Below are 25,299 nucleotides of genomic sequence, written 5' to 3'. Positions count from 1 at the left end.
ATTCTTCCCCATTTGTTTTATCCTTAATCCAACATTTTATGAAAACCGAAAAAACGCCACAAAGCGGCAGTGTGACCACCGACCCGTTCCCGAATTCACGGAAAATTTACGTAAAAGGCAGCCTGCACAATGTGTCCGTTGCGATGCGGGAAATTGCACTAACCGACACGCGTTTGCATGGAAAGCTAGGCCAGGTGGAAAAAAATGCGCCTGTCACGGTCTACGACACGAGTGGCCCTTTTACAGATACTAATATTGAAATCGATGTAAAAAAAGGATTGCCTGCGTTGCGTGCAGAGTGGATTAAAGCACGGCAGGATGTGGAGCAGCTGGAAGGCATCAGCTCGCAATACGGACAGCAGCGACTTTCGGATCCGTCGCTGGATGCACTGCGCTTTGCGCACATTACCAAGCCATTCCGTGCCAAGCCGGGTGCGAATGTATCCCAATTGCATTACGCAAAAAAGGGCATTATCACAGCCGAGATGGAATACATTGCAATCCGTGAAAACCAGCGTATCCAGGAACATTTATTGGAATCAAATGGCAAGGCTGGTTCGCTTTCGCATCAGCATCGCGGCCATAGCTTTGGCGCGAATACGCCGGTTAACTTCATCACACCCGAATTTGTGCGCTCCGAAGTGGCAGCCGGCCGCGCAGTGATTCCAGTGAACATTAACCATCCGGAAAGCGAGCCGATGATCATTGGTCGTAATTTTTTGGTTAAAATCAATGCCAACATTGGCAACTCCGCGGTGTCATCCACCATTGAGGAAGAAGTCGAAAAGGCCGTTTGGGCTTGCCGTTGGGGCGCCGATACGATCATGGATCTTTCGACTGGCAAGAACATTCACGAAACCCGCGAGTGGATCATCCGCAACTCGCCCGTCCCAATCGGCACCGTTCCGATTTATCAGGCTTTGGAAAAAGTAAATGGTAAGGCCGAAGACTTGACTTGGGAATTGTTCCGCGACACGCTCATTGAGCAGGCCGAACAGGGAGTGGATTACTTCACGATTCATGCCGGCGTTTTGCTGCGTTACATTCCGCTTACGGCCAAAAGGATCACGGGTATCGTTTCCCGCGGCGGCTCAATCATGGCCAAATGGTGCCTGGCGCATCACAAGGAAAACTTCCTTTACACTCATTTTGAGGAAATCTGCGAGATTATGAAAGCTTATGATGTGGCCTTTTCGCTGGGTGATGGTTTGCGTCCGGGCTGCATTGCAGATGCCAATGATGCCGCACAATTTTCCGAGCTGGAAACCTTGGGCGAGCTGACAAAAATTGCCTGGAAACACGACGTGCAAACCATTATTGAAGGTCCGGGCCATGTGCCGATGCATTTGATCAAAGAAAATATGGAGAAGCAGCTGGAACATTGCCAGGAAGCGCCATTTTATACATTAGGGCCCTTAACAACAGACATTGCACCTGGTTATGACCACATTACGTCTGCTATTGGTGCAGCCATGATCGGCTGGTTCGGCACGGCAATGCTTTGTTATGTGACGCCAAAAGAGCATTTGGGACTGCCTAACAAAAAGGACGTGAAGGACGGTGTAATCACTTACAAAATCGCAGCCCACGCCGCTGACCTCGCAAAAGGGCATCCGGGCGCGCAATATCGTGATAATGCACTGAGCAAAGCCCGCTTCGAATTCCGCTGGGAAGATCAGTTCAATCTTTCCCTCGATCCCGAAACGGCCAAATCCTTCCACGACGAAACATTACCAGCCGAAGGCGCCAAAATCGCCCATTTCTGCTCGATGTGCGGACCCAATTTCTGCTCCATGAAAATCACGCAGGACGTGCGCGACTATGCGGACGAAAATGGCCTGAACGAAGAGGCGATTGCGGAAGGCATGGAGGAAAAATCGCGGGAATTCGCCAGTCTGGGCAGTCAGATTTACTTATAATATGGAACTGATCGCGATATCTCATCCAGATTTCATTCCGAATGAAGCCGAGCGTATCAACGCGTTGTTTCGTGCTGGATTAATGCGCGTGCACATCAGGAAACCACATTGCAATGTCGCTGACCTGAGTCAACTAATCGGAGAAATTGACCCTGCTTTTCATGCCAACATTGCCTTGCATTCACATCACGAACTTGCGGCAGAATTTGGCATCAAAAGACTGCATTTTCCCGAAAAGCTAAGGCAAGAGACGCCGGATTTTATGTTGGAAAAATTAAGCAATGCTGGCTTCAAGCTAAGCACTTCGATCCATGAGATTGCTGCGCTTACCCAGCTTTCCAAGGGTTTTGATTACACATTATTCGGGCCGGTTTTTGACAGCATTTCAAAAGAAGGCTATCAGCGCGTTATTAATGATGATTTTTATTTGAAAGAGGAACAAAAAACAATCAAAGTGATCGCTATTGGAGGAATTGATCATTCCAACTTAAATAAGATCAAGCAGATGAACTTCGATGGCGCCGCCATGTTAGGAGCAATCTGGCATTCAGATTCTTTTTTTAAATCTTCTTCAAAAATTGCCGGGGGCTTAAGCCCCCGGCAAAATAGATCAGATTCAGATTTGAATATTGATTTAAAATCTGATTTGAATTTGATTTCAGATTCTTCTTCAAAAATTGCCGGGGGCTTAAGCCCCCGGCAAAATAGATCAGATTCAGATTTGAATATTGATTTAAATTCTGATTTGAATTTAATTTCTGATTCTTCTTCAAAAATTGCCGGGGGCTTAAGCCCCCGGCAAAATAGATTAGATTCAGATTTGAATTTGATTTCAGATTTTAAAAAGATCACAAAGCTTCATTTCATTTCTAATCAAACATTAGAAATAAGCCATTTAGATAGCATTAATCTAGCATTAGAAGCTGGGTGCAAATGGATCCAATTGCGGGTTAAGGACCAAGACGAAAGTGAAGTTCTTCAAATAGCCAAGTCGGCAAAACCACTTTGTGAAAACTATGGTGCAAAGCTGATTATCAACGACTTTCCAGACATTGCAAAAGTAGTTAACGCATATGGCTTACATCTGGGCCTGAATGACATGCCCATTCCAGAAGCACGGGAAATTGTTGGCCAAAACATGATCATCGGCGGCACAGCCAACACATTTGAAGATATTCTTTTACGGATTGAAGAAGGAGCGAATTACATTGGGTTAGGCCCATTCCGATTTACCAAAACCAAACAAAATCTCAGCCCAACCCTGGGCCTGGAAGGTTATCGCGACCTGATGCAAAGGCTCGCGAAGGAGAAAAAGGAAATCCCAATCATTGCCATCGGCGGCATCCTGCCCGATGACATTCCAACATTGCTAAGCACCGGAATACACGGTGTCGCCATGTCTTCCGCATTGATTCAGTCAAAAGAACCAAGAGAAACGGTCCAAAAACTTGAAGAAATATTATGTTGAAAATCGCAGATAAAACATTTGAATCGCGGCTTTTTACCGGGACTGGGAAGTTCAGTTCTGCCGCGTTGATGGAAGAAGCTTTGCTGGCTTCGGGCTCGGAACTGGTGACCGTTGCGCTGCGGCGGATAAATGTGAATGATGCGCAAGATGATATGCTTTTGCATTTGAAACATCCGCACATTCATTTGCTGCCCAACACTTCCGGCGTCCGAACGGCAAAAGAGGCTGTTTTTGCGGCGCAGCTTGCCCGGGAAGCATTGGAAACCAACTGGCTCAAACTGGAAATCCATCCCGACCCAAAATATCTCCTCCCCGATCCGATTGAAACGCTAAAAGCTGCGGAGGAACTGGCAAAGCTCGGGTTCGTAATCCTGCCCTACATTCATGCAGATCCGGTTTTGTGCAAAAGAATGGAGGAAGCTGGCGTGGCCGCCGTAATGCCTTTGGGTTCTCCCATTGGCAGTAATAAGGGTTTGAAAACCATTGATTTCCTGGAAATTATTATTGAGCAGAGTAATGTTCCCGTCATCGTAGACGCTGGGATTGGCTCACCTTCGGATGCTGCGAAAGCGATGGAAATTGGCGCGGATGCGGTTTTGGTCAATACAGCGATTGCGGTTGCCGGCGATCCCGTGGCGATGGCGGAGGCATTTAAGATGGGGGTGATCGCAGGGCGTATGGCATTTGAGGCGCGATTGGGAAATCAGGAAAATTTCGCCGTGGCTAGCAGCCCATTAACCGCATTTTTGGATGAGCTTTAAGGACAAATTCGAGGCCTATGACTGGGAGGAGGTTAAGGTCAGCATTTATTCCAAAACGGCACAGGATGTCCTAAATGCACTTTTGGCCCAAAAACGAACATTGGAGGATTTCAAAGCACTCATCTCCCCCGCAGCATCCCATTTCCTTGAACCCATGGCCCAGCTCAGCCGCAAACTGACCCAAAAGCGCTTTGGTAAAACCCTGCAAATGTACATTCCGCTGTATTTATCAAATGAATGCACCAATATTTGCACCTATTGCGGGTTTAGTCTGGACAACAAAGTGCGGCGAAAAACGCTTTCCAGAGAAGAGATTTTGCGCGAAGTAAATGTGATCAAATCCCTGGGTTATGACCATGTTTTGCTTGTAACCGGTGAAGCAAACCAAACCGTGCACACGACCTATTTCAAGGAAGTGATTGAGTTGATACGGCCTTATTTTTCACAAATATCCATGGAAGTCCAGCCGCTGGAAACCGCTGAATATGAGGAATTGATCGCATTGGGGCTATATTCGGTGCTGATTTACCAGGAAACTTATCACAAGGAAGATTACAAAAAGCATCATCCAAAAGGCAAGAAATCAAATTTCGATTACCGGCTCGAAACGCCCGACCGGCTTGGACAGGCAGGCATTCTTAAAATGGGTTTGGGCGTCTTAATCGGCCTGGAAGATTGGCGGACGGACAGTTTTTTTACAGCCGCCCACCTCCAATATCTCGAACGAACCTATTGGCAAACGCGTTATAGTTTATCATTTCCCCGGCTGCGGCCATTTTCCGGCGGGCTCGAACCAAAGGTAGAAATGACAGACCGGGAACTTGTACAGCTGATTTGTGCGTATCGGATCATGAATGAGGAAGTTGAAATTTCACTTTCAACGCGCGAATCTGAGCAGTTTCGCGATCATTGCATTCAGCTGGGCGTTACGTCAATTAGTGCAGGCTCCAAAACCAACCCGGGCGGATATGCCGTTGAACCTGAGTCGCTTGAACAGTTTGAAATTTCAGACGAGCGCTCGCCCGCGCAGATTGCGGCAATGATCCGGGAACGGGGCTATGAGCCGGTTTGGAAGGATTGGGACGCGGTTTTTAAGCCATAGAAATTTAAATACAATGTTTGAAAAAGAAGAAAGGAAGCGTTATAGTCGGCAGATCATTATGCCGGAAATCGGCCTGGCTGGGCAGGAAAAGCTGAAACAGGCCAGAGTGCTTGTTGTTGGCGCGGGTGGTTTGGGTTGCCCGGTGCTGCAATATCTGGTGGCGGCTGGTGTCGGTAACATTGGCATTGTGGATGATGACGTGGTGGATTTGAGCAACTTGCATCGCCAGATTTTGTATTCTGCCGCAGATGTAGGCAAAAGCAAAGTCACTACCGCCGTCCAAAAGCTCAAAGCATTGAATCCCTATGTGCAGCTCACGCCTTATGCCGCTCGCTTACAGGAAGATAACGCAGCCCAGCTCATTGCCAATTACGACCTCATCATCGACGGCTCCGACAATTTTCCAACCCGCTATCTGGTCAACGATATCTGCGTGGCATTAGATAAACCCTTCGTTTTCGGTTCCATCCTGCGTTTCGAGGGACAAGTGTCTGTCTTCAATTACAAAGGCGGCCCCACATATCGCTGCCTTTTCCCCGACGCCGAAGAAGGTGACAACTGTGCCGAAGCCGGCGTTATCGGCATTTTGCCCGGAATTATCGGAAGTTACATGGCTAACGAAGCCATTAAAATTATTTGTAAAATTGGAGAACCGCTATCCGGTAAACTGCTTATCATCAATACATTAACCAACAACACCAACATTTTTACTTTCACAAGATCCACCAACATCACAGCATCCGCCTCCAAATCAACCCAAACACACTCAGCAAAGACAGGCACAGCAAAAGCAGACCCAAAATCTGACCTCAAAGAACTGACCTTTGCAGAATTCGAACGCATTGAAGCCTCCTATCCCGGCCAGATCCACCTTGTCGACGTCCGAGAATACAACGAATTCGAAGCCGATAACTTCGGCGGCATTAATATTCCCTTATCCGAAATCCCAGACATTCTCCCCACATTACCACCAAACAAAACCATTGTTTTCTACTGCCAAACCGGAAAAAGAAGCGCGCAGGCTGCAAAGCTGCTGGCGCAGAGCGGGTTTGACGGAGCGAGCTTTTGGGCTGGGAATTGGTAAGTTGTTATTTTGATCAAGACTTTACGTATCAGTTTTCGTCAATCGGTTGAATGAACTCAACAGATTTAGCTAAATTCGTTGAGTTCATTCAACGAATCGTCAATTATGTATTACCCTAGACACATTTTTTCCGCTATTCAGGAGAAGCTGAAATCTAATTAGGTTCTGATTCTGACCGGCGCACGCAGAGTTGGTAAGTTCATCTGCCTTTGAACTCTCTAACCAAACGGGCGAACCATTGGTTGGCAGACAAATAAACTTTCAGCTTTTCCCTTTGGCTCATTTGGAATTGGCACAAAAGGAGAATTTCCTCGAAACACGCCAGAACCTTGAAAATCGTCTGATATTCGGCAGCTATCCGGATGTCGTGCAACTTCCCACCTCCGAAGAGCAAACCGATTACCTTAAAGGTTTGGTAAACGCCTATTTATTGAAGGACATTTTGATGTTTGAACAAGTGCGTTACTCGCACAAAATGTTACAGTTGCTCCAACTGGTTGCCTATCAGGTTGGCCAGGAAGTATCATTTGAAGAACTTTCCAAAGCTTTGCAGATTGATCGTAATACGGTCGAGAGATATCTTGATTTATTTTCAAAGGTGTTCATCATTTTCCGCATTGGCGGTTACAGCAAAAACCTCAGAAAGGAAGTTACAAAATCTTCCAAGTGGTATTTTTTTGACAATGGGATCAGGAACGGACTCATCAATAATTTTGCCCCTATATCACAACGCCAGGATATAGGCGCGCTTTGGGAAAATTATCTGGCGTCTGAACGCGTAAAATACAACACTTACACGCGCACTTTTCCTTACACTTATTTCTGGCGGACCTATGACCAGCAGGAACTCGATTGGCTCGAACTTAAAAATGAACAGCTTAGTGCATACGAATTTAAATGGAATGACAGTAAAGTAAAGTTTCCCAAGGCTTTCGTTGAAGCGTACCCGGATGCCAAAACCAACTGGATTAACCGGGACAATTACACTGATTTCCTAACCGGCGTCATTTAACAACAAATCCACCTTTATCAAGACTTTCATGATCATCAAAAATATGCTGCGGTGGATTTTGTCAGGCTTTGCTCTTCTTGTTTTCAGCAAACATTGCTCTGCCCAAAAAACCAAACAAAAACCCGTCGCCATCGAAATCAACCTCGCTGTCGAAAAAGGCCTGGCGAAGCCGATTTGGGCTTGGTTTGGGTATGATGAGCCGAATTATACTTATATGAAGGATGGGAAGAAATTGCTAACGGAGATTTCGCAGCTGAGCAAGGTGCCGGTTTATGTTCGGGCGCATAGTATGTTTGTAACGGGTGATGGCGTGGCGGCGTTGAAGTGGGGCTCGACGAATGTTTATACTGAGGATAAAAAGGGAAATCCGGTTTATGATTGGGCCATTGTTGACAAAATCTTTGATACATATATAGAAAGAGGCATGAAACCGATCGCGCAGATTGGCTTCATGCCCGAAGCATTATCGTCCAAACCACAACCTTACCGCCATCATTGGAAGCCGGGCGATGATTATAACGACATTTACACAGGCTGGGCTTATCCGCCCAACAGTTATGAAAAATTTGCGGAGCTGGTGTTCCAATGGGTGAAACATTCGGTGAAGCGATATGGCCAGGCCGAGGTTGAATCCTGGTATTGGGAGCTTTGGAACGAGCCCAACATCAGTTACTGGAAAGGTACGACGGAAGAATACATTAAACTTTACGATTATTCCGCCGACGCGGTGAAGCGTGCATTACCAACTGCGAAAATAGGCGGACCGGAAGTTACGGGCCCAAACTGGGATGTTTCTGCCAAGTTTTTCAGGACTTTTCTGGATCATGTCGTGAGCGGCAAAAATTATGTGACAGGCAAAACAGGCTCGCCGCTCGACGTCATCACCTTTCACGCAAAAGGCAATCCCAAGGTTGTAGACGGCATTGTGCGCATGGATATGGGCACGCAGCTGCGCGACATTAACAAAGGTTTCGAGATCGTGGCCTCCTACCCCAGCCTGAAAAATCTGCCGATTATCATAGGTGAATCCGATCCCGAAGGCTGTGCGGCTTGCTCGGAAGATCTGCATCCCCAAAACGCTTACCGGAACGGCACCATGTATTCGAGTTACACGGCTGCCTCATTTCCCAGAAAGCATGAACTGGCTGATGCGCATGGCGTGAATCTGCTGGGTGCGGTGACGTGGGCCTTTGAATTTGAAGACCAGCCCTGGTTCCGCGGTTTCCGCGATCTGGCGACGAATGGTGTCGATAAGCCTGTTTTGAATGTGTTTAGAATGTTTGGGATGATGGACGGAAACCGTGTGGAGGTGAAGCAAAATTTGGCTTATAATTTTGAAAAACTAAGAAAGGAAAGCGTTCGAGGTGAGCGGGATATCAATGCTTTCGCAACAAAAAATGACCGTGAAGCTGCTGTTATGGTCTGGAATTATCATGACGACAACAAGATTGTCGAAGCTTCTCCGGTAAGTGTGCAGCTCAATGGTGTGAAGGCGAAACGCGTTCAGGTGCAGCATTACCGCATTGATCAGGAGCACAGCAATGCGTATGAAGTCTGGAAAAAAATGGGATCACCGCAAAAGCCGACGGCGGAGCAGATCGCCACATTGGAACACGCCGGTCAGTTACAAACATTGACTTCGCCACAATGGGTTAATGTTGAGAAAGAGCAGATTAAGCTTGATTTCGATTTACCCGCCCAAGGCGTTTCACTTTTAAAAATTATCTGGTAAACCAAAAAACGGATCAAATTTTAATAATCTATTAATTACGTAGATTAAATAGTTTTACTACTTTTGTAACTTCCTGTTTATCGGCGATTCCAAAATCCAACAGTAATGCTTACAAAAGTGCTCTCACTTAAACTGCCCACAATATCCAACTGGTACATTGTTCCCGCGGGCATCGTGGTCATATTATCTGCGCTATTTATTTTCAACGGCTCATTTTCAATCAGCGAAGAGAATGTTAGTGCGTTTATTGGAAGCGATTTTGCATTGTATCTATTGGTAGGTCTGGCCGCACAGCTTGTGGATGGCGCTTTGGGCATGGCTTATGGGGTTACATCCACATCGTTTTTGCTAAGCCTGGGCGTGCCGCCGGCGATCAGCAGCACGAGCGTGCACGTGGCAGAAATGTTTACGACCGGCGCTTCCGCTATCTCGCATTTTCGTTACAAAAATATTAATAAGAAACTCTTCAAAAGTCTGCTGATCCCCGGTGTGCTGGGCGCGGTTACAGGTGCTTATCTGCTCTCAGACGTGATTGATGGCGATTTAGTAAAACCTTACATTGCGGCTTACATGCTTATTTTGGGCCTGATCATCATCAGGAAAGCATTGCAAAAGAATCTGGTTAAAAACAAAACCAAGAAAATAGGCATCCTGGCAGCAGCAGGCGGTTTCCTGGATTCCATCGGCGGCGGCGGCTGGGGACCGATCGTTACTTCAACATTGCTTGGCCAGGGCCGCGATCCACGCTACACCATTGGTTCTGTGAATGCCGCTGAATTCGTAATTGCATTTGCCAGCGGTGTTACATTTCTCATTTTCACGGGAGTTAGCAGCTGGCAAGTTGTTTCGGGTCTTATTATTGGCGGCGTTATTGCGGCTCCCTTTGGTGCAATGCTTGTTGGAAAAATAAAGCGCAAACCTTTGATGCTGATTATCGGAGCGTTGGTAATCGGGCTGAGCGTAAGAACAATCTGGCTAAGTCTTTAAGCTACAAGCCTCTTCTTTGCCACTTCAAACGTTTTAAAGCCTGAATTAACGTCAAAAGCCTAAATTCAGTAGCTTTGTAAAAACGAGTCCCGGACTATGATCTCTGATTTTGGCTACATCCTACTCTTCATCATTGCAGCAATCGCCTTGCTGGGCTTAATGCTTACCATTGCCAAATTCCTGCGACCGCACCGGCCAAATGAGGAAAAGCTGACCACCTATGAGTCAGGCGAAGATCCATTGGGAAATGCCAACATTCAGTTCAATGTGCGTTTTTATGTGATCGCATTAATCTTTGTCTTATTTGAAGTTGAGCTGCTTTTCCTGTTTCCCTGGGCGATAGTTTTCGGAAATGAAGACCTCATCACCCAAACCAACGGACAATGGGGCTGGTTCGCCCTCGCCGAAATGACCGTCTTCATCGGAATCCTCATCCTAGGCCTCGCCTACGCCTGGGGCAAAGGCTACCTCGACTGGGTAAGGCCAAAACCACAAGTTCCTGTGATTGACTCGCCTGTTCCTGCGGATTTGTATGCTAATGTTAATGAAAGGTATAGCAAAAAGTAGGCTTAGTGATCTTAAATTAATACGCCTTCCCTCTCAGACAGAATTTCAAGAGCCTACCAAATCTATATCATTAAAGAAGCATTGCATTGGTATAGAAAACCCTGACCGTATTAGCAGCACCTCGTATTTCAGGCATAAAATCAGAGCGTCAAGCTTGTCCTGCTTTCCACTTTGCTTCATTATTTTATAGAACCTTTTTAGCCCACCACTATAACAAAATGACTCCAAATTTTGTCAGATGTTTCATGAGGAAAGTTAGTGTTGATAAGAACAGGTTCGCAAATCAATGACAAAATGACGCTCAACTTCATTCAAATTTAGCTGTCGGCTCATAGGTATATCCCAATGTATCCAGTTCGGGTTTGTATACGGTGCTTTTCATTAAATTACTCAACTTAATCTTGGTAGTCAGTCCCGCAGTTACATCCTGATCAATGACTGCCAAGAATCCGTTCGTTTCATCCATTCTGTAATAGAATGCACTCTGCTTCGTCTTCTTGTTGTACCAGTAATCGTATAAAATGCCCAAATAGCGGGACGTGCTATCCATATTTACGTCGTAAAATGAGAATATCCGATAGCCTGTCCCTTGCTTGTAAAAAGGAGTTTTAAGACTATCGGTTTGCATAAAACCAATCTGCGTTTTTAGAAATGACATTTGCGAGACATTATCCAAAGGCATATCTCTTCCTTTAACTTCATATTTTGTCATTTTCCAGTATCCCGTAATGCCATCGCCGCCATTACCGATAACATCCCCTCGAGGCCCTAAATTTTTAGGATGGCACCCAATCATCAGATTGATACACAATATCAGTATGAAAGTTCGCATACAAGTATATTAAGGTTTAATTATGTAAGCTCGCATATTTGAACTGTTATATAGGGTACCCGCTCCTACGATGCCTGTATAAGAAAACCACGTATTGTTCTCGGAAATATCCCCCCAGCCCCAATTCATTTGATAATAGATGGAGTGATTTTCATAACAGTAGCCATTGGCGTCATTAAAAACTGCATACAAATCCTTTATGCCGTCCATGACCCAAATGTGCTGATTTGCGGCACAAGCAGCGCAGTTTGAGCCGAAAACTATAACTGGTCTGCTTGCCCGCAATTCCTCACTAACAGTTGCAGCATTACCAAAGAAATCTTTATCAAAAGAAGTAAAACCTCGATTTGCAAAAAAATTATCAATATGTCCGGGTATACTCCAGGTCTGGCACCCTGAGCCGGACATAGGGATGCCCAATGCAGGAACAATAGTATTATAAACTGCATCCATATCTTTCCCGGCATCGCGTATCAGCTGTGCCAAGTTGATGTGATTTGCATTGCTGGGCTGGCATTGAGGAGGTGCATTTTTAGGCATAGCATTGAACATTGCCGATGAATAGGCATGCCCATTGGCTGTTACAGGTTTGTGGTGAAACTTCAAAACCTGCGCAACTGCAACCGGGCCACAACCAGTTGGGGCCTTTGAGCATTGATAATCTCCTTTGCAATTTTTTACAGCAACGCCTGCCGGGCAATAAGCATTATAACCAATCCCTTGTTTCCATGTTGACAAATTGGTAGTCAAATGGGCCACCGTCGAATTTCCAGGCAACGGATGCGTCACGAACCATTCGCAACTAAGCTCCGGCGTGTTGATTGCCTCGTCTAAAATGCGACCGCCTCGCAGATTTTGTTCGAGTTGCGCCCAATGGTTAATAACATCAATGTGAGCCTCAGATTGCCTTTGCGCGCCATTGAAATTCTCTTTAATAATATCAAACCAAAGCTGAATTCCAGGATTGTCGGTTTTCTCGCCGAAGGATCCGTCTTCTGAAAATGCCAAAATTGGTTTCAACCTCTTATCAGCCGACAAGATTACAAACCCTTCTCTATCCTCGTAATTTATAATGTAGAAGACTGTTTTGCCTTTTTCATTCTTAAAGCTCTTTACTTCCTCAATTCTTCTTTCCCGACTTTCGGTTGTTCGGGCATTTTGTTCAATAGAATGCACACCAGAAAGCAATTTCACAGCCGCCCGCTCATCGACAAAAAACTTGCTCATGCTGAGCTCTGGTTTGTTCAAAGAAGAATCTGACAGATCTCCACTTGAACAACGAATCATCAGGAAGATTATCAGAATTCCAAATAGCGCAGTCCCAGCTGCTTGATAGTGTGTCTTTATCATATCAAAGCATGTGTTAAATCCCGTCCTCCCGCCGCACTATTTCGAACGACTTTGGATGGTTTGCAAAATTGCTTTGTAATGATACTTCAATCCAACAAGCTGTGCTTATAAGTCAATAGCTAATGCTTATAAAATATAACCGGTGCTTATAATTGAATTTTTGGCTTGGTTGAAATGGAAAAAATATTGATTTTGCGCACCGAATAGCTTGCGTGATTAAATACTTTCAACACACTATTATGAACATATTTGCGAATAACCTACTCACCAAACGTGAGGAAAAACGGCTTACACAAGCGTATATGGCGTTTCTCAGCGGGATGTCACAACCCAATTACTCGGACATTGAAAGAGGTAAAACACGCCCGTCGATCGACCAGCTCAAAAAGTTTTCTGAGATTTTAGAAGTGTCTGTCGATGAGCTGATTTCAGATGTAAAAGCCAAGAAAAACCCCTGGGATGCCGACGTTACGGAGAATCCCAAGGGAAGACAATCTGCCCTGATCCGGGCCATTGAGGAAAAAGACAGCTATATTAAAATTCTGGAAAGGCAGCTGGATGACCTACGCAAAAAAGATATGGGATGTCAGTGATGTTTTCCCATTCCATTCCACATTTTCGCATCCTTTTTTGGAAAAAACACCAGACCCAATTGCAAGTAAACCTGGTTAAGTTTCAAGGACGACAAGTCGCTGATCGTTACGTCCTCTCCTTTCCATTTTCTACGTCCCAGCAAGGGTAAATGATACGATGCTTTTCCGCTCAGATATACCTGATCATGCCATTTGGGTAGCACATTCATTTTATAATCAGCCCCGATACCGGCGTGGAAGTTGATATTCCCTGTCCGGAGCCTTACAGGTTGATAAGATTGCGGATTTTGCGTTACCTGGCCAATGGTTGCGGTCTGGTTGCTTTTGATTTTCAGTTGGTACAACATCAGGTCAAAACCGATGGGAACCAGCACATTCCAGCGACGGTTGTTGACCAATTTCGGGCCTCCGTCTGTTCCGATACCGATGCCGTTGAGATATGCTTTTCTTTGGTCCTTATCCGTTGTATAATTGGTGCTGTTCATGATAATGATCCGGCCTTCTGTAAACCAGCGCTGGGATTCGGTCCGTTTGGCGAGGACGATTGAGCCCATGAAGGAAGTGAAAGGCTTAATCTGCAATCTGTCAAGCTGTTCGCGCATGGTTTTGTTATTGGGAAGCAATCCGAATTCGGCATAAATGGCCATGCCGCTCTTGAACATCCGGACGGTGCTGTCGGTTTGGGCCTGTACATTAGTGAAAATAGACATAGCCAGAATGGCGCTGAAAAGTAATTTGTTTTTCATAGAGTTGTGTTGTTGAATGGCTTCCAGATGAAAGCTTGAAACAGATTTTTGCTAAATATGGTTACTTTTGTATACATTGATGTAGCTTAACAAGCAATATCTGTACCACTGGATTTTTAGGAGCACAATATAGGATGAGTGATAAAATAAAAACGGGAGACGGAGGCATTATTCTTACAAATGCAGAGGATCTGATGAATTGGGCGAGGCTGTCTTCTCTCTGGCCGATGGGGTTCGGGATTGCTTGCTGCGCGATTGAAATGATGGCTGCATATGCTTCAAACTATGATCTGGAACGTTTTGGTATTCTACCCCGCCCTTCCCCGCGCCAGTCTGATGTGATGATCGTGGCGGGAACTGTGACATTCAAAATGGCAGACCGGATCAGGAGATTGTATGAACAAATGCCCGAACCGCGCTACGTTATTTCGATGGGCAGCTGTTCAAATTGTGGCGGGCCGTATTGGGAACATGGTTATCACGTTGTAAAAGGTGTTGACAGAATAATACCGGTGGATGTATACGTTCCCGGCTGTCCGCCGAGACCCGAGGCCCTGATCGGTGGTTTTATGAAGTTGCAGGAGAAAATCAGAGGCGAACACCCGCTCGCTCCGGAGCTCTTTCTGGAAATGGAAGCAACTGAAACCGCAACTGTCTAATTAATTGATTACAATGACTTTTCAGGAAATTTCGGAGCTGGTAATTACTACTTTTTCGGATAAAAATTTCGAAACGGACACAAAAGGGCCTCAGCCTGTTTTGATTGTTCCCGTGACGGATATCTACAAGATCTGTGATTTTTTATATCGGGACAGCCGCTTGTATTTTGACTTTCTGGCTTGTGTTACCGCGATAGACAATGGCTTGGCTGCTGGCACGATGGAACTGATCTACAACCTCACATCCATTCCATACGGGCATGATCTGATGCTGAAAACAGTTTTTGCAAGAAGCGCGGAGGGCGCTCCCCTGCCCGTTGTCTCTTCCGTAGCAAGCATCTGGCGTACAGCTGATTGGCACGAAAGAGAAGCATTTGATCTGATGGGCATTCATTTTGAAGGACACCCCGATCTGCGCAGGATCCTGTTGCCTGAGGATTGGAATGGTCACCCTTTGAGAAAAGATTATAAGGTCCAGGATCGTTACCATGGCATTTATGTGCGGTACGAAGATGGCGTTTCTGAGCAACTGCCCGAGAATGAGGACAGGGCTTAATGTTTTAAATTGATAAATTCCTAATGTATGGGCATGCGCTTCATCGGTCTGGCGATTATTTTTTCAGGCTTTTTTACATTCTCTTCTGCTTCAACTGATTCCCTGATCGTTAAGGGGCGCATATTAAACCTGAATGGCAGACTATACCGCCAAGCTCCTGTCATCACGTTTTCAAGAAACAACATTTTACAACCACAGTCCGAGCTTAGCAAGCAGACGCCACTCGAAGCGGACGGAAGTTTCAGGGTGTCGCTCCCTATTCTGTTTCCGCAAGAAGAATTTTATCTGGATTACGGTGGAAAAGCTTTTACAACATTTCTGGGCTCACCGGGCACTGTGGAGATCACGTTTGACGGCGATTCGATTGCAAAGGCTTCAAAGCTATTTTATTTTGCAGGCGTAAATGCAGATGCGAACAACCAGTATGCTCAGTATCTGGCTGCTGAAAACAAGCTTCTGGCAGCGAACAGTTACTTAGGCGCCAATTTTTTCAAAAATTTCTGGCAAAACAGTGCTTCCGGCGCCCGCGAGATCGCACAGCAACGCGCTGCCCTGCGACTTTCCGCCGTGAAACAAGCCGCAGCCAACACGGTGCCTTCTCCTACATTGTCTCAATGGGCTAAGTCGATCACGGACGAGGAACAGTTGCAGATCTTGTACGAACACGCATTGAGCAACCAAACCGATGTGAGTAAGCTGCTGCTCGACAGCCTCAAACGCCTTTCGGAGCCGCCGCTGACTGCGCAGCGCGTGATCTGGGCTAATCGCTTTGGTAACTATGCCGACCTGAAAGTGGAGGAACGGAAATACACAAATCCAAGCAAAACAAATTCACTGCCCGTTCGCCTTATGGCTACATTGATAAAAGACAATGCGGCGAACCTAACTCCCACGGAAAGGCAGCGCCTGAATGACATTAATGCAAATGGCCTCGCTGAGAAAACTGACCTGGATTTTCTGAATAAACTCTTTGCAAAAAATGAAACGGTGCTGAACATTCTTTTCAACTACGAGCGCGAGAGCCGTATTTACGCGGATCTGTTTGACAGCACAGCGACTGAATTTCTCAAAATCCGGTATCTGGCTAAAAACCTTTTCAAATTTACCTACCCACAACAACTACAACTGAACAGGCACATTCAGTCAAGGAGCGGCCTGCCTGTATTCCGTGAATCGCTGGATGAAATCGTACGTCTGGAAGTAAAAGATAGCGCTGATATCCGCAAAATTGTAGAATATAAGAATGTAAAAACCGATCCGACCGAAGCATTACCGGGCTATTTTCTGGCAGCTTCCAATGACCGCGGCACAAGCTGGTTTAATCGCGTTCTTGATCAATACAAAGGCAAAACGGTGTATCTCGTAAAATGGAATATGGACGACGCTAAAAGCCGCGAAGAACTCGACTATATTCCTGCATTACAGGCGAATGTGCCGGAAGATGTCGTTTTCCTTTTCCTGCATTTATCAGGTGATGAAGTCGTTCCTGCCGATGCATTGCTGAGACAATACATTGTGCGGCACAAGCTCAAAGGCACACATTTATTCATGGACACTAACCAAATGATGGACCTGCTTTTCCGCCTCAACCCATTGGACCCTGGCACTTTTTCACTAATCCGGCCCAATGGTAAGTTTGCATCCAGGAACGCCTCGGCACCCAGCGCCACCGACAAGACGATCAAAGCCATATTGGATGCCGGGAAGTAGCGGCCTCTTTTTTCATATCAATTTTGAAACCGGTTTACAACGCCATATATATCTATCATTCGTACCTTATCGTTTAGTCTGTTGATTTGGAATTGAAAGTACACATGTTTAGATATGTCCTGTTTTTTTTGCTGTTATCCACCTATGCGTCGGCGCAAAAAAACCCCGATAGCCTGGAAGTGTACAGCAGAGACAGCCTTCGATATACCAACCTGAAAGTACGGATGTCGAAAACCAAGTTTTCGCGTGCGGTTTACAGGCTTTTGTTCAGGGATGTGTATAACCAGGGGCAGGTGACGGAGGTGAAGGAAATTGAAACCAACCCGTTTACGCCTTACGAAGGGATGGTGATCCGGAAAATCTACATCCGGCAGCTCGACATCCTCGGTGAATCGGTTTATGACACCACGCGGGAAGGGAAAAGGCTCGAAAAATTTCTCAGTAAAAATCTGCATACGAATACGCGGGAAGGCATCATAAGGCGTTCTTTTCTGCTGTTTTCCGAGGGAGACGACATTAAAGCTCAGATCCTGAAAGATAATGAGCGCCTGCTGCGGACTAATAAAACAATTACCGATGCACGTATCATTGTTGTGCCCAGGAAGGACGTAACCTGGATGGCAGACGTGGTCGTGCTGATTCAGGATTCCTGGTCGCTCAATTTCAGGGGCGGTTTCAGCTCTTTTAATAAATTCAATGTTGGCGTCGAGGATATCAATGTCCGGGGAACGACGCATTCACAGCTCACTCGGGTGCGATGGGACGGAAATGATGACCTGGGCAAAAAATTTCAGTTCCGCACGATTTATACGGTTCCTTACATTAGTAAAACCTTCATAACCGGGCAAGCGAGCTTCATTTATGAGAGGGACCTTGAAGAAAGATCGATCCGGTTTTTTCGTAGGTTTTTGACTAACGAAACGAAATACGCGGGCGCGGTGGAAGCCGGTCAAATGATGGTCAGGCAGATAAAGAGAAATCCAAGCGATACCGAAGAACCTATCATATTTCCCACCAGATTCAATTATTACGACATCTGGTTGGGTCGTTCATTCAAGTTTCCGTTTCCAGCGAGCCGGTTGGCCGAGAATTCCAGGATCGTAATTGCTGCCAGGCACAATAAATATCATTATACAGAGCGTCCGGAGGTTTCACCCTACATCAATAAAGTATATTGGAACAAAAGCGCAACATTGCTCAGCTTGGGTTATTCCAACCGTAATTACAAGCGAGACGTCCTGATCTACGGTTTCGGACGGACGGAGGACGTTCCGGTAGGTAACCTGTTTGCGCTCACCGCGGGCCGGGAGGACACCGAATTTGGCGCCAGAGGGTATGCGGGCCTGCAATATGCACGCGGGAAATATCTGCCGCACAACCTCGGTTACATGTATGGATTGATCAACATTGGTTCCTACATTAAAGAAGCCAAAGCGCAGCAAGGCGTCATCAGCGCGCAGCTCAACTACATCAGTAACCTTATCCCGTTCAGATACAGCTTCTTCCGGCAATTTTTAACCGGCCGTTACACCCGCGGTGTGAACCGCGATCCGCTTGATTATCTGAACATTAGCGGGGACCAGGGCATCAGGGGCATTAACAGTGAACAATTAATCGGTACGACGCGGCTGACGCTGGGTACGGAAACCGTGTTCTTTTCAGATAAAAGTTTACTGGGCTTTCGTATTGCCTACTTTGTTTTCGCAGATATCGGCTTGGTCAATGGCGCTGAGTCGATCTGGAAAAGTCCGCTTTATCAGGGATATGGGCTTGGTTTGCGGCTAAGAAATGAAAACCTGACGTTTAATACCGTCCAGTTCCGGATCGGTTACTATCCGAATATTCCGGGAAATACTTCGGTGTTCCGTTTAGGCGCTAATGGCAATGTTCCGCTGAGATTGAGGGATTTTGACATCTCTGCGCCTTCAATTGCACCACTCCAATAATTGCATTTAACTGATAATTAGTTTGTTAAATGTCGCCTGGTAAAAAATAACAGTAATTTCCGCTAACCTTCCCTTCTTTTTCGGATATGTGAATTAACTTTGTGGAATTTTTGGACGTACCCCTGCTGAGATTAACAGGAAATGTTGCCAAAAGTTGCTAAAAAAGTTTTCCTCATTTCTACAAATTACCAATTACTGTGCCCAAAAATACGAATATCAATTCCGTTCTAATTATCGGTTCAGGTCCAATTATCATCGGTCAGGCATGCGAGTTTGACTACGCCGGCTCTCAGGCCGCCCGTTCACTTCGCGAAGAAGGGATAGAAGTTGTATTAATCAACTCTAACCCTGCGACGATTATGACTGACCCGATTAGCGCAGATCATGTTTATCTGCTTCCATTGGAAAAGAAGTATATCGTTGAAATTCTTGAAAAACACAAAGCGATGGGTAAACCTATCGATGCAGTGCTCCCTACTATGGGCGGGCAAACTGCATTGAACCTGGCCATCGACTGTGATAAAGCAGGTGTTTGGAAAAAATATGATGTTGAAATCATTGGGGTTGACATCAAGGCCATTGAAACGACGGAGGATAGAGAAAAATTCAGGCTGAAAATGCTTGAACTTAATGTGAATGTCTGCAAAGGACGCACAGCAAGGTCGTTTTTGGAAGGAAAAGAAATTGCGCAGGAAATCGGTTTCCCGCTGGTTATCCGGCCTTCATATACATTAGGAGGCACAGGAGGCGGATTTGTGAACTCGGAAGCTGAGTTTGACAAAGCATTAAACAACGGCTTGCACGCATCGCCGGTTCATGAAGTTTTGGTAGAACAAAGCGCAATGGGCTGGAAAGAATACGAGCTGGAACTGCTTCGCGACAGCAAAGGAAACTTCATCATCATCTGCTCAATCGAGAACTTCGACCCGATGGGGGTTCATACAGGCGACAGCATTACGGTTGCGCCGGCCATGACGCTTCCGGATACATTGTATCAGCAAATGCGTGACCTGGCTATCAAGATGATGGACGGGATCGGTAAGTTTGCAGGCGGATGTAATGTTCAGTTTTCTGTGAATCCTGCGGATGACCAGATTATTGCCATTGAAATCAACCCGCGTGTTTCGCGCTCTTCCGCACTGGCATCGAAAGCGACCGGCTACCCTATCGCTAAAATCGCTGCTAAAATGGCGATCGGTTATAACCTGGATGAACTGATCAACCCGATCACAGGAAGCACATCTGCATTCTTCGAACCATCTATTGACTACGTGATCGTGAAAGTGCCGCGTTGGAATTTTGATAAATTCGTTGGCGCTGACCGCTCACTGGGATTACAAATGAAGTCCGTTGGAGAGGCCATGGGAATTGGCCGCAACTTCCAGGAAGCATTGCAGAAAGCTTGTCAGTCACTGGAAATCAGAAGAAACGGACTTGGAGCAGATGGTCGCGAGCTGCGTGATCAGGAAGCGATCAAGCACAGCCTGGCGCACCCGAGCTGGGACCGTCTTTTCCATATTTATGATGCTTTCAAGATCGGTTTGTCATTCAAAACGATTCAGAACCTTACTAAGATCGATTCCTGGTTCCTGCGTCAGATCGAAGAATTGATCGAACTGGAACATGAGATAGAAAAATTTGATCTCAATGACCTTCCAAAGGAGCTTTTGCTTACGGCCAAACAAAAAGGCTACGCTGACCGCCAGATCGCTCATTTGATCGGAACCAAGGAAAGCAAAGTTTACGATCGTCGGAAAGAGCTCGGAATCAAGCGTGTATACAAGTGCGTTGATACTTGTGCGGCTGAATTCGAAGCCAAAACGCCTTACTACTACTCTACTTTCAATACATCTCAGGAATATCCAGACAACGAATCGGTGGTAAGCGACCGCAAGAAAGTGGTTGTTTTGGGTTCAGGCCCGAACCGGATCGGACAGGGAATTGAATTCGATTATTCCTGCGTGCACGGAGTTCTTGCTGCGAAAGAGGAAGGTTACGAGACCATTATGATCAACTGTAACCCGGAAACGGTTTCGACAGATCCGGATATCGCTGATAAACTTTATTTTGAGCCCGTATTCTGGGAACACGTTTTCGACATTATCGAACATGAAAAACCGGAAGGTGTCATTGTTCAGCTGGGCGGACAAACTGCCCTTAAAATGGCAGAAAAGCTTGAAAAATATGGTATTAAGATCATCGGAACCAGTTATCAGTCACTCGACTGGGCCGAAGATCGCGGACGTTTTTCACCGCTTCTGGAAGAGCTAGGGATTCCTTTTCCAAAATTCGGAACCGTAAGAACTTCTGATGCTGCGGTAGAATTGTCACGCACGCTCGGTTTCCCGCTGCTGGTTCGTCCAAGCTACGTTTTGGGTGGACAGAGCATGAAAATTGTGATCAACGAAAAAGAACTGGAACAGCATGTGGTGAAGATCCTGCACGACATTCCGGATAACAATATTTTGCTTGACCACTTCCTGGAAGGCGCGTTGGAAGCAGAAGCAGATGCGATCTGTGACGGCGAAGATGCCTACATTATCGGGGTTATGGAGCACATTGAGCCTGCTGGTATCCACTCTGGCGACTCACACGCTGCACTTCCACCATTTGACCTAACAGAAGATGAGATTCGTCAGATTGAGGAGCATACGCGCAAAATTGCGCTGGCGATGAATGTGATCGGATTGATCAACGTGCAGTTTGCAGTGAAAAACGGCATTGTTTACGTGATTGAAGCGAATCCAAGAGCATCACGTACAGTTCCGTTCATTTGCAAGGCTTACAAAGAGCCTTATGTGAATTATGCAACTAAGCTGATGCTTGGCACGAAGAAATTGAAGGACTTCACATTCAATCCGGTGAAAAAAGGCTGGGCGATCAAAATCCCTGTGTTCTCTTTCAACAAATTCCCGAATGTGAATAAAGAACTCGGCCCGGAAATGAAATCAACCGGCGAAGCAATCTATTTCATTGATGATTTACAGGATGATTTCTTCCAGAAAATTTACAGCGAGCGGAATCTGTATCTGAGCCGATAGTTTCAACGAGAGTAACGAAAAAAAACAGTGCTGGTAAAAGTTGAAACCTTTTATCAGCACTGTTTTTTTTCGTTACTGTATTGCAATAATTGAATGTCACAAGGATTTTTCCAAGCGACATGTCTATTGAAAGTCTTTTGACCGAATTCTTAACGCCTACTGCTGTACAATCAAACGCCCACTAAAATTCGCATCCATCATCACTAAGGTTGTTCCATCTGAATTGTGTATATTTTGAGCTTGGGCGTGAACCATATCACCTTCCTCTAGCGCGACATCAGTAGAAATTGCATTATATCCCCAGGCAGGATTGAAATTAACATCTTTTTCTATCACCGCAGTACTTCCATTTCTGGTTACTATTAAGTCCAAAGAAGTTTTAAATGAACAACCAGTAGGACACTCCCAACCCACTCGCAAATCAAAATGATATATACCCTGTTTTGGTGCTTTAAAAGTGCTATGTGGCAATTGTGATGAATTATTATAGTTCACGCCAAAGTCGTAAACCTCAATGGCAAAAGGTACTTTTATACTATTTTGTACCGGCACGTTCTGATTACCGTTACCTAATATTCCGATGGCCTTGAAGGACACGTTTCGCGCCGTATTGCTCCATGTGGCATTTCCATTTTCGTCAGAAGTAAGTACCTTACCAACTCCTGGAGACTGCCCGGGGCCAGCAATCTTTACAGGCCCGCTCACTTCTAAAGCCGTTCCATTAGTGTTTGAGGAAGCAGCAAACACTCCAACACCTGATGTAAGTGCTTGCCCGTACAGAGCCCTACCAGATTGACTTATTCCTCGTAGGCCAATTGCGCTTACGCTGTACGCAGTTATAGCAGATGAAGTTGGTGATTGATTAGTATTTTCAATTCCAAATAAAGCACCAGTGTGAGAAGCAGTCTTGTCATACGGCAAATTTAAATCTGCACCTATCGGTGACCATGTAGGGGCTGCAGATGTACCTGCATTAAAATAAAACCCAGTTTTTCCAATTCCTGCATTTGTATTATATAAAAGTAATGCTGTCGCTGGATCTGGGATAGTTGTATTATCTGATAGTGATTGCAGAGCCACTCGGGGAATCAATAGCCCCTTATTTTGACTAACAATATCCAGAGCAGCACTTGGGTCAGGCTGGACTGTGTTGATACCTACACCTTGCGAAAATACTTCCGTAGTAGAGAGCAAAAGCCCAATGTTAACGAGGCTTGCAAGTGTTAATAAGTAGGACTTTTTTGTAGATGATCTTAGAACGGATAGTTGCATATGAATGACTGGTTTAAATAATGTCACTCAATATCAGAGAGTCTTATGATTTGAATTGCAATACTTGAATTACCGGTTGCAATGAGTTATTTGGAGGTAAATACTAAAACTCTTAAACCATAGTTACTTCCAATTCTATTGACTCTTCGATGAAGGCATCTCCACTTTCACTTACTGTTTTACAAAATCAAAAGCCGGCACAAATGTGCCGGCTTTTGATTTTGTATATGATAAAAAATTTACTTTACTTCTTCATAGTCTACATATTCACCACCGCGGAAACGGGATGATGGATTTGCGTCGGGGGGCGTGTTATCCACTTTCACACCCGCATTCGCACGCTGGCGCTGCTGCTGGGCCTTGTATTGCCTTTCCTGTTCTTTAATAAGCTGGCGGCCTACAAGCAAGTGGAAAACAAACCTTCTGAAAAACGGGACAAAAGCAATCAGAAGTAAGAATATGAGGATTATATTGAATAGCAGTTTCATTTTTCAAATTTTGTTACATTAATATATAACGTAAAGCTGGCATAAATAGCACACGAATATAACGAAAACCTAATGAATGATCCAATCCCTCATGGGAAAGGCCATATGAAATTATGAGTGGCTATGCTGTGCTTCCTGTTTAACTGCTTCTTCGTTCTTCTCGTTTTTGTTTGATATCTGCTCAATGGTCTTGGGTTTCAGGATAAGACGCAATGACTGGTCATAAGTTGCATAATTCCAAACCCAGTTGATTAATATCAGCAAACGGTTTTTCACACCGACAATGGAAATCAAATGCACGAACATCCAGGTCAGCCAGGCAAGGAACCCCTGGAATTTGATAAAAGGCAGATCTACAACTGCCCTGTTACGCCCGACTGTGGCCATCGAGCCCAGATCTTTGTATTTGAAAGGAACCGCTTTTTTCCCGTCCATCACACGCCACACATTTTTGGCAAGCGCCTTACCCTGCTGAATCGCCGGCTGTGCCAACTGCGGATGCCCGTTTTCCCATTCACCTTCCTGCATAGCAGCGACGTCACCCAAAGCAAACACATTGTCATAACCTTCAACGCGGTTGTACTGATCCACTTTAATGCGGCCACCGCGAACGATTACTTCCGGATTCAAGCCATTCAACGGATTCGCCTTGATCCCTGCCGCCCAAACGAGATTATCGGCCCGGATGCGCATTCCTTGTTTGGTAGTCACATATTTTCCATCAAAGCCCGTTACAACCTGCTCAGTATGAATGTGAACGCCCATTTTTTCAAGATACTCGCGTGACCTCTGAGACGATTCGTCCGACATGGCGCCCAGCAGTTCTTTCGAACCTTCGAGCAGGTGGATTTCCATGGACTTAAAATCCATTTCAGGATAATCTTTTGGCAGAATAAAATGCTTCATTTCAGCCAGCGTTCCCGACAATTCCACGCCGGTGGGCCCTCCTCCTACTACAACCACGCTCATGAGCCCCGCGCGCTGGTCGTCTGAATCCACTGACAATGCGTCTTCAAAGTTTTGTAAGATCCTGTTTCTTAATGCCAAAGCCTCGGAAACCGTTTTCATAGGAATCGCGCGCTCCTCGATTTCTTTCATTCCAAAATAATTGGTGATAGCACCCGTCGCTATGACCAGATAATCATAGGTAATCTCACCTAACCCCGTCATGATGGACTTTCGGTCGGTGTTTACACTCTGCACCTCGGTGATGCGGATATGTACGTTTTTTTTGGATTGAAAGATTTTCCGGAGCGGAAAAGAAATGGAGCTGGGTTCAAGGCCCGCCATAGCCACCTGGTAAAAGAGCGGCTGAAACTGGTGATAATTATTGCGGTCGATCAGCACGACTTGGAGGTCTTCGCGCTTAGCGATTTCTCTTGCCAATGCAAGCCCGCCAAAGCCTGCGCCTACGATTACTACCCGCTTGTATTGTGTATATGGAATGTTTGGTAACATGGTCTGGTCGTTTGTG

At 45.7% G+C, this 25,299-nt stretch carries 21 protein-coding genes; 15 read left to right on the top strand and 6 right to left on the bottom strand.

What is annotated here, in order from left to right; all coding sequences use genetic code 11:
- The first annotated feature begins 38 nt into the window (after window positions 1-38).
- The 9 genes from thiC (at window position 39) to NFI80_RS03110 (ending at window position 10,632) form a co-directional block, all read left to right on the top strand.
- Entirely contained in the window at window positions 39-1,919 is a 1,881-nt protein-coding gene (gene thiC / locus NFI80_RS03150; RefSeq protein WP_235164924.1) for a phosphomethylpyrimidine synthase ThiC, read from the top strand.
- 1 nt (window position 1,920) lies between these two features.
- Window positions 1,921-3,387: a thiamine phosphate synthase gene (locus tag NFI80_RS03145; RefSeq protein WP_235164926.1), complete on the top strand. Its 1,467-nt coding sequence runs from the start codon at window positions 1,921-1,923 to the stop codon at window positions 3,385-3,387.
- On the top strand, window positions 3,381-4,148 hold the full coding sequence (locus NFI80_RS03140; RefSeq protein ID WP_235164928.1) for a thiazole synthase: 768 nt from the start codon (window positions 3,381-3,383) through the stop codon (window positions 4,146-4,148). Before NFI80_RS03145 ends, NFI80_RS03140 begins: the two co-directional genes overlap by 7 nt.
- Window positions 4,138-5,250, top strand: a complete 1,113-nt coding sequence (thiH, locus tag NFI80_RS03135; protein WP_235164930.1) for a 2-iminoacetate synthase ThiH — start codon at window positions 4,138-4,140, stop codon at window positions 5,248-5,250. The genes NFI80_RS03140 and thiH overlap by 11 nt, the downstream gene beginning before the upstream one ends.
- Window positions 5,251-5,263: 13 nt before the next feature.
- On the top strand, window positions 5,264-6,334 hold the full coding sequence (moeB, locus tag NFI80_RS03130; protein WP_235164932.1) for a HesA/MoeB/ThiF family protein: 1,071 nt from the start codon (window positions 5,264-5,266) through the stop codon (window positions 6,332-6,334).
- A 274-nt stretch (window positions 6,335-6,608) separates the two neighbouring features.
- The gene (locus tag NFI80_RS03125; protein ID WP_235164934.1) at window positions 6,609-7,346 is read left to right on the top strand and encodes an ATP-binding protein; all 738 of its coding nucleotides are present in this window, start codon (window positions 6,609-6,611) and stop codon (window positions 7,344-7,346) included.
- A 28-nt stretch (window positions 7,347-7,374) separates the two neighbouring features.
- Window positions 7,375-9,078, top strand: coding sequence for a GH39 family glycosyl hydrolase (locus NFI80_RS03120; protein WP_235164936.1), 1,704 nt, complete (start codon window positions 7,375-7,377; stop codon window positions 9,076-9,078).
- A gap of 105 nt (window positions 9,079-9,183) precedes the next feature.
- On the top strand, window positions 9,184-10,065 hold the full coding sequence (locus NFI80_RS03115) for a sulfite exporter TauE/SafE family protein (RefSeq protein WP_233797778.1): 882 nt from the start codon (window positions 9,184-9,186) through the stop codon (window positions 10,063-10,065).
- Between the two features lie 96 nt (window positions 10,066-10,161).
- On the top strand, window positions 10,162-10,632 hold the full coding sequence (locus NFI80_RS03110; RefSeq protein WP_235164938.1) for an NADH-quinone oxidoreductase subunit A: 471 nt from the start codon (window positions 10,162-10,164) through the stop codon (window positions 10,630-10,632).
- A gap of 307 nt (window positions 10,633-10,939) precedes the next feature.
- Here the strand turns inward: NFI80_RS03110 and NFI80_RS03105 are convergent, their stop codons facing one another.
- Window positions 10,940-11,464: a hypothetical protein gene (locus NFI80_RS03105; protein ID WP_235164940.1), complete on the bottom strand. Its 525-nt coding sequence runs from the start codon at window positions 11,462-11,464 to the stop codon at window positions 10,940-10,942.
- Window positions 11,465-11,473: 9 nt separating this feature from the next.
- Complete coding sequence (locus NFI80_RS03100) at window positions 11,474-12,814, bottom strand: C10 family peptidase (protein ID WP_235164942.1); 1,341 nt, start codon at window positions 12,812-12,814, stop codon at window positions 11,474-11,476.
- A gap of 239 nt (window positions 12,815-13,053) precedes the next feature.
- On the opposite strand from NFI80_RS03100, the gene NFI80_RS03095 reads away from it, so the two are divergent.
- On the top strand, window positions 13,054-13,407 hold the full coding sequence (locus tag NFI80_RS03095) for a helix-turn-helix domain-containing protein (RefSeq protein WP_235164943.1): 354 nt from the start codon (window positions 13,054-13,056) through the stop codon (window positions 13,405-13,407).
- On the opposite strand, the gene NFI80_RS03090 is transcribed toward NFI80_RS03095, so the two are convergent.
- The gene (locus NFI80_RS03090) at window positions 13,401-14,153 is read right to left on the bottom strand and encodes a hypothetical protein (RefSeq protein WP_235164944.1); all 753 of its coding nucleotides are present in this window, start codon (window positions 14,151-14,153) and stop codon (window positions 13,401-13,403) included. The genes NFI80_RS03095 and NFI80_RS03090 overlap by 7 nt on opposite strands.
- A gap of 134 nt (window positions 14,154-14,287) precedes the next feature.
- Between NFI80_RS03090 and nuoB the strand changes: the two genes are divergently transcribed.
- From nuoB to carB, 5 genes are all read left to right on the top strand, one after another.
- The gene (nuoB, locus tag NFI80_RS03085) at window positions 14,288-14,812 is read left to right on the top strand and encodes an NADH-quinone oxidoreductase subunit NuoB (RefSeq protein ID WP_026629955.1); all 525 of its coding nucleotides are present in this window, start codon (window positions 14,288-14,290) and stop codon (window positions 14,810-14,812) included.
- A 13-nt stretch (window positions 14,813-14,825) separates the two neighbouring features.
- Window positions 14,826-15,368, top strand: a complete 543-nt coding sequence (locus NFI80_RS03080) for an NADH-quinone oxidoreductase subunit C (RefSeq protein WP_235164945.1) — start codon at window positions 14,826-14,828, stop codon at window positions 15,366-15,368.
- Between the two features lie 27 nt (window positions 15,369-15,395).
- On the top strand, window positions 15,396-17,078 hold the full coding sequence (locus tag NFI80_RS03075) for a hypothetical protein (protein ID WP_235164946.1): 1,683 nt from the start codon (window positions 15,396-15,398) through the stop codon (window positions 17,076-17,078).
- Between the two features lie 104 nt (window positions 17,079-17,182).
- On the top strand, window positions 17,183-19,024 hold the full coding sequence (locus NFI80_RS03070) for a BamA/TamA family outer membrane protein (protein ID WP_235164947.1): 1,842 nt from the start codon (window positions 17,183-17,185) through the stop codon (window positions 19,022-19,024).
- Window positions 19,025-19,221: 197 nt separating this feature from the next.
- Window positions 19,222-22,065 carry a carbamoyl-phosphate synthase large subunit gene (carB, locus tag NFI80_RS03065; RefSeq protein WP_233797768.1) on the top strand — a complete coding sequence of 948 codons (2,844 nt, stop codon included), beginning with the start codon at window positions 19,222-19,224 and terminating at the stop codon, window positions 22,063-22,065.
- Between the two features lie 156 nt (window positions 22,066-22,221).
- Here the strand turns inward: carB and NFI80_RS03060 are convergent, their stop codons facing one another.
- From NFI80_RS03060 to NFI80_RS03050, 3 genes are all read right to left on the bottom strand, one after another.
- Window positions 22,222-23,337 (bottom strand): phage tail-like protein, encoded by a 1,116-nt coding sequence (locus NFI80_RS03060; protein WP_235164948.1) that lies wholly within the window; start codon window positions 23,335-23,337, stop codon window positions 22,222-22,224.
- A 239-nt stretch (window positions 23,338-23,576) separates the two neighbouring features.
- The gene (locus tag NFI80_RS03055) at window positions 23,577-23,825 is read right to left on the bottom strand and encodes a DUF4834 family protein (RefSeq protein ID WP_235160171.1); all 249 of its coding nucleotides are present in this window, start codon (window positions 23,823-23,825) and stop codon (window positions 23,577-23,579) included.
- Between the two features lie 111 nt (window positions 23,826-23,936).
- Entirely contained in the window at window positions 23,937-25,283 is a 1,347-nt protein-coding gene (locus tag NFI80_RS03050; protein ID WP_235164949.1) for an NAD(P)/FAD-dependent oxidoreductase, read from the bottom strand.
- Window positions 25,284-25,299: the final 16 nt, after the last annotated feature.

The organism is Dyadobacter chenhuakuii (assembly GCF_023821985.2).
Classification (GTDB): domain Bacteria; phylum Bacteroidota; class Bacteroidia; order Cytophagales; family Spirosomataceae; genus Dyadobacter; species Dyadobacter chenhuakuii.
This window is presented reverse-complemented; position numbering and strand designations above follow the sequence as displayed.

Coding starts and splice junctions, on each gene's coding strand:
- thiC (WP_235164924.1), top strand. CDS start 39: ATGAAAACCGAAAAAACGCCACAAAGCGGCAGTGTGACCACCGACCCG.
- NFI80_RS03060 (WP_235164948.1), bottom strand. CDS start 23,337: ATGCAACTATCCGTTCTAAGATCATCTACAAAAAAGTCCTACTTATTA.
- NFI80_RS03145 (WP_235164926.1), top strand. CDS start 1,921: ATGGAACTGATCGCGATATCTCATCCAGATTTCATTCCGAATGAAGCC.
- nuoB (WP_026629955.1), top strand. CDS start 14,288: ATGAGTGATAAAATAAAAACGGGAGACGGAGGCATTATTCTTACAAAT.
- NFI80_RS03120 (WP_235164936.1), top strand. CDS start 7,375: ATGATCATCAAAAATATGCTGCGGTGGATTTTGTCAGGCTTTGCTCTT.
- NFI80_RS03100 (WP_235164942.1), bottom strand. CDS start 12,814: ATGATAAAGACACACTATCAAGCAGCTGGGACTGCGCTATTTGGAATT.
- NFI80_RS03080 (WP_235164945.1), top strand. CDS start 14,826: ATGACTTTTCAGGAAATTTCGGAGCTGGTAATTACTACTTTTTCGGAT.
- NFI80_RS03115 (WP_233797778.1), top strand. CDS start 9,184: ATGCTTACAAAAGTGCTCTCACTTAAACTGCCCACAATATCCAACTGG.
- NFI80_RS03110 (WP_235164938.1), top strand. CDS start 10,162: ATGATCTCTGATTTTGGCTACATCCTACTCTTCATCATTGCAGCAATC.
- NFI80_RS03140 (WP_235164928.1), top strand. CDS start 3,381: ATGTTGAAAATCGCAGATAAAACATTTGAATCGCGGCTTTTTACCGGG.
- thiH (WP_235164930.1), top strand. CDS start 4,138: ATGAGCTTTAAGGACAAATTCGAGGCCTATGACTGGGAGGAGGTTAAG.
- NFI80_RS03075 (WP_235164946.1), top strand. CDS start 15,396: ATGGGCATGCGCTTCATCGGTCTGGCGATTATTTTTTCAGGCTTTTTT.
- NFI80_RS03105 (WP_235164940.1), bottom strand. CDS start 11,464: ATGCGAACTTTCATACTGATATTGTGTATCAATCTGATGATTGGGTGC.
- moeB (WP_235164932.1), top strand. CDS start 5,264: ATGTTTGAAAAAGAAGAAAGGAAGCGTTATAGTCGGCAGATCATTATG.
- NFI80_RS03090 (WP_235164944.1), bottom strand. CDS start 14,153: ATGAAAAACAAATTACTTTTCAGCGCCATTCTGGCTATGTCTATTTTC.
- NFI80_RS03095 (WP_235164943.1), top strand. CDS start 13,054: ATGAACATATTTGCGAATAACCTACTCACCAAACGTGAGGAAAAACGG.
- NFI80_RS03055 (WP_235160171.1), bottom strand. CDS start 23,825: ATGAAACTGCTATTCAATATAATCCTCATATTCTTACTTCTGATTGCT.
- NFI80_RS03050 (WP_235164949.1), bottom strand. CDS start 25,283: ATGTTACCAAACATTCCATATACACAATACAAGCGGGTAGTAATCGTA.
- NFI80_RS03070 (WP_235164947.1), top strand. CDS start 17,183: ATGTTTAGATATGTCCTGTTTTTTTTGCTGTTATCCACCTATGCGTCG.